Source organism: Flavobacterium sp. SOK18b (assembly GCF_014156605.1).
Classification (GTDB): Bacteria; Bacteroidota; Bacteroidia; order Flavobacteriales; family Flavobacteriaceae; genus Flavobacterium; species Flavobacterium tiangeerense.
This window is the reverse complement of sequence record NZ_QKNZ01000012.1, coordinates 125,316-134,642: the sequence shown is the minus strand read 5'-3', so window position 1 is coordinate 134,642 and position 9,327 is coordinate 125,316. Positions and strand designations below refer to the sequence as shown.

The 9,327-nt window shown below is 33.7% G+C and carries 6 protein-coding genes and 1 tRNA gene; 4 read left to right on the top strand and 3 right to left on the bottom strand.

The window, feature by feature from the left end; genetic code table 11:
- Positions 1–617: 617 nt before the first annotated feature.
- The 4 genes from DNC80_RS03335 to DNC80_RS03320 all read left to right on the top strand — a co-directional run bounded on the left by DNC80_RS03335 (position 618) and on the right by DNC80_RS03320 (position 3,747).
- Entirely contained in the window at positions 618–1,385 is a 768-nt protein-coding gene (locus tag DNC80_RS03335) for a TatD family hydrolase (protein ID WP_182649207.1), read from the top strand.
- 65 nt (positions 1,386–1,450) lie between these two features.
- Complete coding sequence (locus DNC80_RS03330) at positions 1,451–2,587, top strand: 1-acyl-sn-glycerol-3-phosphate acyltransferase (RefSeq protein ID WP_144891174.1); 1,137 nt, start codon at positions 1,451–1,453, stop codon at positions 2,585–2,587.
- The gene (locus DNC80_RS03325; protein ID WP_182649201.1) at positions 2,574–3,605 is read left to right on the top strand and encodes an asparaginase; all 1,032 of its coding nucleotides are present in this window, start codon (positions 2,574–2,576) and stop codon (positions 3,603–3,605) included. Before DNC80_RS03330 ends, DNC80_RS03325 begins: the two co-directional genes overlap by 14 nt.
- 55 nt (positions 3,606–3,660) lie before the next feature.
- Positions 3,661–3,747: transfer RNA gene (locus tag DNC80_RS03320), tRNA-Ser, on the top strand.
- A gap of 276 nt (positions 3,748–4,023) precedes the next feature.
- Here DNC80_RS03320 and DNC80_RS03315 read toward each other — a convergent pair.
- Genes DNC80_RS03315 through DNC80_RS03305 form a run of 3 tightly spaced genes read right to left on the bottom strand, consistent with a single transcriptional unit; the run spans position 4,024 to position 8,747 of the window.
- Positions 4,024–5,112 (bottom strand): ImmA/IrrE family metallo-endopeptidase, encoded by a 1,089-nt coding sequence (locus DNC80_RS03315; protein ID WP_182649199.1) that lies wholly within the window; start codon positions 5,110–5,112, stop codon positions 4,024–4,026.
- Between the two features lie 11 nt (positions 5,113–5,123).
- Entirely contained in the window at positions 5,124–5,456 is a 333-nt protein-coding gene (locus tag DNC80_RS03310; protein WP_182649197.1) for a type II toxin-antitoxin system RelE/ParE family toxin, read from the bottom strand.
- A 51-nt stretch (positions 5,457–5,507) separates the two neighbouring features.
- Complete coding sequence (locus tag DNC80_RS03305; RefSeq protein ID WP_182649195.1) at positions 5,508–8,747, bottom strand: type ISP restriction/modification enzyme; 3,240 nt, start codon at positions 8,745–8,747, stop codon at positions 5,508–5,510.
- Between the last annotated feature and the right edge of the window lie 580 nt (positions 8,748–9,327).

Sequence of the window (9,327 nt, the reverse complement as noted above, 5' to 3'; positions counted from 1 at the left end):
TATAGTTTTTATTCGTGTCATATATTGTCTAAATGTAAAAAAAAGTGATCAGCAAATCATCACTTTAGCATTTTTTTTGAGAATAACTAAACAAAGCGGATCAATGTTAATAGCTATTTTTGTTAGTTAGAAATTGTATGATTAAATTTTTTTTTTTTTAGTGTTATGATTTATAAAAAACGACTTGGTTAGTTCTTATTTGAATTAGATGTTTAGAAAATAAGTAATTAAATTCATCGCTTTCCATATGTAAAAGCAAAAGGAATAATGACCTCTTTTTATGTATCGCAATAATGTATAACGGGAGGAGATTAGCACCAAGTTAAATAAGTAGTGTTTAGTTCAATACATAAGTGGGATTTAAGGGTGTTCTTTATGAAAAACAAAAAGGATTATTTTCAGCTTTGATGATTTGATTTCCAAAAATTAATAGCGAGAATAATAATCTAGTAAAATCTTTTAGTACTAGGCAACAACTACTAAATCTTACACTGAAGAGGGTTTAGAATACTAATTTGAGAATTATGAAGAGGTTTATGTCTTTAGGATTCTTTTAAACTAGCTTTATTCTTGTAATTTTGCATCTCAAACTTGAAAAAATACACTTGGAAACAAATATAGTCATCACTGACACACATACACACCTTTATGCCGAAGATTTTGATCAAGATAGAGACCAAATGATTCAACGAGCCATTGATGCTGGTGTTTCGCGTTTTTTTATTCCTGCAATAGATTCTACCTGTACACAATCTATGTATGATTTAGAACAGAATTACCCAGATCATATTTTCTTAATGATGGGATTGCATCCTACTTATGTTAAGGAAAATTATGAGCAAGAGTTACAGCATGTTGCAGACGAGCTTTCAAAGCGAAAGTTTTATGCTATTGGTGAAATAGGGATTGATTTGTATTGGGATAAAACTCATTTGCCACAGCAACAAATTGCTTTTAGAAAACAAATACAACTTGCAAAAGAGTACAAACTCCCTATTGTGATTCATTGTCGCGAAGCTTTTGACGAAATATTCGAAATTTTAGAACAAGAGAAATCTCCCGAATTATTTGGTATTTTTCATTGTTTTTCAGGAACCTATGAGCAAGCATTACAGGCTATCTCGTATAACATGAAACTAGGAATTGGTGGTGTAGCTACTTTCAAGAACGGAAAAATAGATCAGTTTTTAAATCAAATTGACCTTGAGCATATTGTTCTAGAAACCGATTCTCCTTATTTAGCACCCGTGCCGTATAGAGGAAAAAGAAATGAGAGCAGTTATATTGTAAGCGTTGTAGAAAAGTTATCTCAACTTTATGGTCTTTCAGCACATGAAATTGCAACGATAACTACAGCAAATTCTAAAGCTATTTTTGGGATTTAAACTAGATTTTAACTTATTTTAATATTTTTTTTGTTCATTTGCCCACACAAAAATTGAGAACCAAAATGCAGAAATTTGACGCTATTAGGCCCTTTTATGATTCGGAAATAAATGAAGCACTTCATGATGTGGTAAATCATCCTATGATGAAGGCATTGATGAATTTTACATTTCCAGATGTGGCAGATGAGGTATGGAAAGAGCAACTGAAAAAAACGCATTCTATTCGTGATTTTCAATGTAATTTTATATATCAATCTGTACAAAGAGTGTTAGAAAAAAGTTCTGACGGTATTACTACATCAGGATTTGAAAACTTAGAGGCTAATACGTCTTACATGTTCATTTCAAACCATAGGGATATATTATTAGATACTACCTTATTGAATACAGCTTTGTTTGAACATGGTTTAGTAATGACAGCATCAGCAATCGGTGATAATTTAGTTAAAAAATCATTTTTAAAAACATTAGCAAAACTCAATAGAAATTTCTTAGTGCAAAGAGGATTAACACCAAGAGAAATGTTGCAGAGCTCTAAATTATTATCTGAGTTTATGGGTAATTTGCTTTTGCATGAAAATCGTTCGGTGTGGATTGCTCAGCGTGAAGGAAGAACAAAAGATGGTAATGACGAGACAAATCCAGGTGTTTTAAAAATGATTGGAATGGCATCTGATGAGAAAAATGTGATGGACTATTTTAAGAAAATAAAAATAGTTCCTGTTTCTATTTCTTATGAATATGATCCTACTGATGCCTTAAAAATGCCTCAACTAATGGCCGAAGCTAATAATGAAGTGTACGTTAAGGAGAAAAATGAAGATTTCATGACTATTCTAAGCGGAGCTTTAGGCCAAAAGAAACGAATTCATATTCATGTAGGCACTGTTTTGGATGCCGAGATTGATCGTGTAAAAGCGGATAACGACAATTCAAATAAACAAGTCGCAGCACTGGCGCAAGAAATTGACGATACGATATTGAGTAATTACAAATTGTGGCCTACTAATTTTATAGCGTATGATATTGTTCATAAAACAGAACGATACGCTCATTTGTATAGTGAAAACGAAAAATCATTGTTTGAACGCCGATTAGAAATGCGTATAGATCATGATAATCCTGTGGCACTAGATGGATTTTTAGCCATGTATGCTAATCCTGTTGTCAATAAATTAAAATACCATGACATTGTATAAAGCTAAAATACTTTTAATTTATACCGGCGGAACCATTGGTATGCGCAAAGATTTTGAGACTGGAGCACTCAAGGCCTTTAATTTTAGTAAGTTATTGCAAAATATCCCAGAGCTAAAGCAATTAGATTGTGATATTGAAACAGTTTCATTTGAGGTGCCAATTGACTCCTCTAATATGAATCCAGCTGAATGGTCAAAAATGGCAACCCTAATTGAGCAAAATTACAGCACCTATGACGGTTTTGTAGTACTTCATGGATCAGATACCATGTCGTACTCTGCGTCGGCGTTGAGTTTTATGCTCGAAAATTTAGACAAACCAGTGATTTTTACAGGCTCTCAATTGCCAATAGGTGATTTGCGCACTGATGCCAAAGAGAATTTAATTACTGCCATACAAATAGCGTCGTTACGAGATGAAAACGGGCCTTTGATACAAGAGGTTTGCCTTTATTTTGAATACAAGTTATACAGAGGAAACCGCACCACAAAGATAAATGCCGAACATTTTAAAGCATTTACCTCTCCTAATTATCCTGAGCTGGTGGAGTCTGGTGTGCATTTAAAAATAAATCCTGAAATGTTTTTGCCTAAAAGTGCCAATAAAACATTTCAAGTACATAAGAAGTTAGATAATAATGTTGCCATCATAAAAATGTTTCCGGGTATTAGTGAAGCTGTTTTAGCGGCTATTTTTAATATCCCTAACTTAAAAGGAATTGTTCTAGAAACGTATGGATCTGGAAACGCACCTACAGAAGACTGGTTTCTTCATTTATTACACAATGCTATCAAAGCAGGATTGCATATTGTAAATGTAACACAATGTTCTGGTGGTAGTGTAAGTATGGGGCATTACGAAACCAGTACCGAATTGAAAGAATTAGGATTAATATCTGGAAAAGACATCACCACCGAGGCTGCAATTACAAAACTAATGTATGTATTAGGCCAAGATATTGCTGCTAAGGATTTTAAAGCTTTTTTTGAAAAGCCATTGCGTGGCGAAATGATTTAAAGTTAGATTTTGCTTTTCAAAGTCAGTTTTTTTTAAGTTATTTGTAAACCTAATTAGAGAGGTGTCCGAGTGGTTGAAGGAGCTAGCCTGGAAAGCTAGTATATGGGTAACTGTATCGAGGGTTCGAATCCCTTCCTCTCTGCAAAAAAATAATGCTTTCCGCAAGGAGAGCATTTTTTGTTTTAAAGCGTGGCAAACTTTTTAGTTTGTCTAAGCAAAAAAATAAAAAGAAGTAAGCAGGCGCCTGTCTAAGTAATCCGCGTTGTAAATGCTTTGTTTTCGTTAATTAATTAAGTAGGTTGTCATTTTGACGAAGGAGGAATGGCAACAAACGCGAGCAACAAACAGAGATTCCTCCTTCGTCGGAATGACAAATAAACTCTTAACTTAATGACATTGAACGAGCACCAGTGGTTTTTTAAGAAAAATCAATAGGGTGAAACAAATTATTGCCTAAACCGAAACGGATTAGCTTCAAGTGCTGTAATCGACCAATGATAATAGCAGGATGTGTTTGGAATTTTTTTGCATAATTAATAATATCACTTTCGGTTAATGATTGATTGCTAATAATTTCTTTTTCTTGTTGTTTATTTAAAAGCAAATTAGCAGAAAAAGTATCTGCTTCATTTTCATAAATTTGATTTTCTCCATCATATTCAATGTTTTCAATTGAAATATATTTTTTACCATGAAGTAAAATGTGTCCTATCTCATGGAAGAAAGTAAACCAAAAAATATCATTTCTTCTATACCTCCCGCTTAATTGTACTAAAGGAACGTCGTTTAACCATCTTGTAGAGCCGTGAATTGGTGCTTTGGGTAAACAAGGCGTATGCACTACTTTAACTCCCGCATAACTGCATAAATCTTGTATTTTAGTAAAAAAGTCTTCAGGTTGCGAAACCATTATCGTTTTTAACTTTGGTAAAATCTCGGTTAATTTCGTTTTATTAAATTCAGAGATGTTCAATGCTGCAGCTTGAATTTCCCCCTGTCTTAACCATGCTGCTATTGCTCCTGCATTTTCATTTTGTTTCAATGAAATTCTGAAATTCACTAGTAGTTTTTGATTGTGGTAGAAATCATAGTACCCTTTAGTGTTAGATACTTCAAAATACTCAAATAAGTGTATTACCTTTTCTTCTTTTTTTATAGTTGGTTTAACCCAGCCTAGTGCAGCCATTTTAGCATAAGGAAATGTTTTAGTCCATGCTACACCTTCTTCTATTGTTTTTTGATATGCTACTCTAGCTAAGTATTCATCGTAGGTTCTTTGTCTGTTAATCCAGAAATGGGAGGGAATCTTTAATACTTGTTCAAATAAAATTCCCATTTCGGGAGTGATACTACTTTTTCCGTTTAAAACGTCTGAAATTGTTTTTTCAGGTTTTCCAGTTCTTACCGCAAATTCTTTAGCTCCCATTTCTTTTTCAGCCAAAATTTCAGCTAAAGTAGTTCCAGGATGAGAAACTGATTGAGGGTAATATTGGATAATTGTTGCCATTTGTGTTTTTGTTAATGATAATCTTCAATTTCAATTATTTCAACTCCTTTTATCTCTATCCAGAGATATTGACCGTTTTCGTTGGTAGGGATAGGGTCTTCGTGAGGTTCAAAAATTAATCTATAGGGATGAACTAAATTACAAGCCCATTGTCCTTTTCTATTTCCAACTAATTCATGGTAATTTCCAGGTAAATATCTAACATCTTCTAACGTTTGTGCTGCTGCTAAATCATCAAGACGCTGTTTGTATAAATCAGCTTCTCGTTTGCCAAGTTTTTTTTCGGCTAATCGATCATCGTTAGCATACTTTCTTAATTTGTTATCATCAAACGTAATTGTCATGCAAAGGTAAATTATTTTAGTAACAGTAAGTGTTAATTAAAATTTATTTTTTTAAATCTCAATCTTATCAATTTCCTTCATAATCCTATCGGTCTCACTTAGCGCCACAATAATCTTTTGGTAATGCAGAATGTCCTCAAAGGATAATTCTCGTTCCTTGCGGTCTTTGAGCCATTTTTGAGCGGGTTGGTAGCCACCTATGTAAAAATTCCAAGCGACTTCTGGAACGTTATCAAAATATTGGGTGTCGTTGATGTATACGCGCCCCACTGGTTCGGTAGTATCATTATGAGTTATAGTGTCGTTCTCCATTACAAAGTTGCGTTGTTCGTACTTTGGTTTACCTACAACATTATCACCATCTTCGGGATATTCTGTGATATAATTTTCTACTGTTTCGCTTTCTAGTAAATGGATTTCTCGTAATTGACTGCCTAAATCGATCAAATCAATGAATTGACGTGGATTTTTGGGATACGGTACTCTTGGAAAATCAATTTTCAAAAACTCTTTGTATTTCTCTCTGTATGTTGGACTGTGTAATACAGCATAGATATAATCTAAAATATTTAGTGGTGTAAACTGATTGGTTTCTACTGTTGTTGTACCATCAAATTCCTCCGGATTAAAGTAGTAACCTAATTCCTCCGCCATTTGATTAACAATTTCCATGTTTAAGTTTGGCGTTCTGTTGTTGGTGTCTAAAAGAGTTTGTTGATTGTTACTTTCGGGGTATAGGTAAAGGGGGAAGCCGTAATTGCCATCTAATGATGTAATTGTAGTTGGTTCGCAAATCATTTTATCAGATATACCAATACAATTCCAAGTTAAATTACTTCTAGACTTTTTTATAGTCACTAAACTATAATTCTTTTTAATTAAGTGTTTACCAAGTTCTCCTTTCGGTCTCCCCATAAATCCCATACTCTTACCTGAATAAAATGTATATCTTGTGTCAAATGGTCTATATGAGATGGGAATAATACTGTTTGTTATTAATTGATTTTTTACATCATTTATAGCACCTTGTAATGACCAACTAGAACTCTCTTTCTCTAAATTATATTTTGCTTTTAAGTCATCTACTTCTAGGGTTTTTAAATCGTTAACTCTATCAATAATTTCATTTTTTGATAATGAAATACAAAAATTATCGTTTTTTGTAGATAGTCCAGACAAATAAAAATTAAATAATTCATGTATCGAAAACCCTTTTTTATAATCCTCAATACCAATAAAGTCTTTGCTATTTAAAAAATATTCAGGAGCATTTGAACTTATTTTTTCAAATGGAATTTTATAAATATCCGAAGAGTTTAAAAAAGAGTATTTGCTTTTTCTTTTTCCAATAAGTTCGTGATAGAATATAGTAGAATCGTTTTTTTTCTTTGTCTTAACAAATAAATTTATTGAAACCCCTGTTGTGATATCAAATACATTTTCGTCTAATTCATCTTCTTCATTTCTTTTTTTCTTTTTAACATTTCCATTTAAATCAATGATAAATAATTTATCAAATGATTTTAATAGACTCCATCTCATGCCACGAAATGTACCATTGTCTAGATACCCGTGAGGGTTAATAAAAGCAAGTACTCCTTCACCATTTTTGTCTATGTAATGTTGTGCAAAACGCATGAATTTCACATAATCATCATTTATCATTTTTGGGTTGCGCTCTTTTAGTTTCTCTTTTCCTCCGGGTTCTTTCTTGTAATCTTCCATGAGGTTCATAATCCACTCACCTTTATTCGCACTTTCGCCACTATACGGTGGATTGCCTATCACAACCATAACGGGTGCATCGCGTTTTATAGCATTAGCTTGGTCGGCTTCGTCACTCAACCAGCTGCTAAATAAGGTTTGAGAGTCGGGGTGGGCTTCTTCTAAACTATTGGTTAGGAAAATCTTAAAACGTTGGTCATCGGTGGGTTTATAACCTGTTTCGGTCAATAGCATATCCATTTTAAGGTGCGCCATGGCGTAAGAGGCCATTAGTAACTCAAAACCATTCAAGCGCGGTATTAAATCGTTAGTAACGTACTTGCTCCAAATGCCTTGTTGTCCCTTGAATTTCTTGTGAATGTGTTTTACCACCTCGGCTAGAAAGGTTCCTGTTCCGGTGGCCGGATCTAAGATTTGAACTTTGTGAACTTCGACTTCGGTTTCTACTTCTACAATTTTAGATTTAGCACCTACACCTGTTTGAGTAACGGCTTTTTTCTTGATTTTAATTTTGCTTGTATCAGCTAAACCTTGTGGTAAGTTGAACTCGGTTTTTAAAATATCATCTACAGCACGCACTATAAAATTTACTACAGGTTGTGGCGTGTACCAAACTCCACGTGCCTTACGTAAGGCTGGATTGTATTCTCCTAGAAAGGTTTCGTAAAAATGCACCACGGGATCTTCTTGCTTGGTGCTTTTTCCGAAGTTCTTCATAATATCCTCGACATCACTTGCCAAGAAAATAGATATTAATTCATCTACTATCCAAACCAAGCGCGTATCTAGGTCGTAACCTGCTATATCTTGAAATAACTTTCGTAAAAACGGATTGCTTTTAGGTATAAGCGTGGCAGCTTCTTCTCGTGAAAAATTTTCTAATGTTGGGTCGTGATAACGAGCGGCAAACATTCCGTAAGCAATGGTTTGTGCATAAATATCGGCGAAAGCCTTATTGTCGATATCATGAATTAGCATTTGCTGAAACGACAACATTTGCGATTTTAGTTGCGAACGGTTGTTGTGTTCATCATCACTGATTAAAGATTTTTCAATAACATCGGCCATTAACTTTGCTTTACCCGCCATCATCTGCGCCAGCTTTGTGGGGCTTTTAATGGTTTGCGATATGGTTTCGGCAAAGTTTTTAATCAAGTTTTTAAACTGGTCGAAGTTTTCGGGCTTAGCAGTGATGCTTCCATTTTCTAAAGAAGCAATTTCAATTTTAGTAACAAATTCACCATCTTTATAAAAATGGAAATCCATGTAATCTGTAAATATCAAATTGGTCAAACCTGCTTTGTATCTATCAAACTGTTCTTTCAGTTTTTTATCTTTTAGGTCTACGCCAATATCTTTAGCTTCTACATACCCAACAGGAATGTCCTTACGTGTCAATACATAATCAGGTGCACCACAAGCCACTCTAGCGGGCTCATTCGTTACTAAAACATCTGGCAAAATAGCCATTAAAAGATTCTGCAAATCCCCACGGTAGGAGTGTTCTCGTGCGTTACCTGTTTGAAATAAAGTATTTATTTTGGTAATGTATTGTTCAATGGTCATGTAGCGAATTTTTCTTGTTTGATTTTTTACATGCAGTGATCCCTTTAATAACAGTTTTAAAATCGTGGTATTTTAAATGCTGTTATCAATTTTTTTAGGGTACTGATATGTAATGATGCTTTACTATAGCGTTTGAAGGCTAAATGTAAGAAATTCGGAGTTGAATTTCATAATATCTTATCAACAAAAGAGAAATTGTGGTACAAATACAAAACGGGAGTAGGTTTTAACTAAGTTTATTTTTTTGGTTTGTTCTAATTGTTTTTTTTATTTTTAGTTCAGCCAGTTTTTCTTTAAACTCTTTGCCCAATGGATGTTGTTCTACAAAAACGTTGTACTTGCTCTTCATTTCAAGGTTAAGTTCTTTGATTATAAAGTCAGAAAAATTTTTACTTTGAAGCAATAGTGCTTCTTTGTTTTTAATTACTGCTTGAGATCTTTGAAGAAATAAAAGTGCTTGATACTCTTTTTGTACTTTGTATTCTAAGGAATTAAGAAGTTTCTGTTTGGTTTTAATATACTCTGCGATAAAAAACGCTTCCTCATCAGGAAGCGTTTTTTTATTCTGCCTAGACGTAAG

Coding starts and splice junctions, on each gene's coding strand:
- DNC80_RS03330 (WP_144891174.1), top strand. CDS start 1,451: ATGCAGAAATTTGACGCTATTAGGCCCTTTTATGATTCGGAAATAAAT.
- DNC80_RS03325 (WP_182649201.1), top strand. CDS start 2,574: ATGACATTGTATAAAGCTAAAATACTTTTAATTTATACCGGCGGAACC.
- DNC80_RS03315 (WP_182649199.1), bottom strand. CDS start 5,112: ATGGCAACAATTATCCAATATTACCCTCAATCAGTTTCTCATCCTGGA.
- DNC80_RS03310 (WP_182649197.1), bottom strand. CDS start 5,456: ATGACAATTACGTTTGATGATAACAAATTAAGAAAGTATGCTAACGAT.
- DNC80_RS03305 (WP_182649195.1), bottom strand. CDS start 8,747: ATGACCATTGAACAATACATTACCAAAATAAATACTTTATTTCAAACA.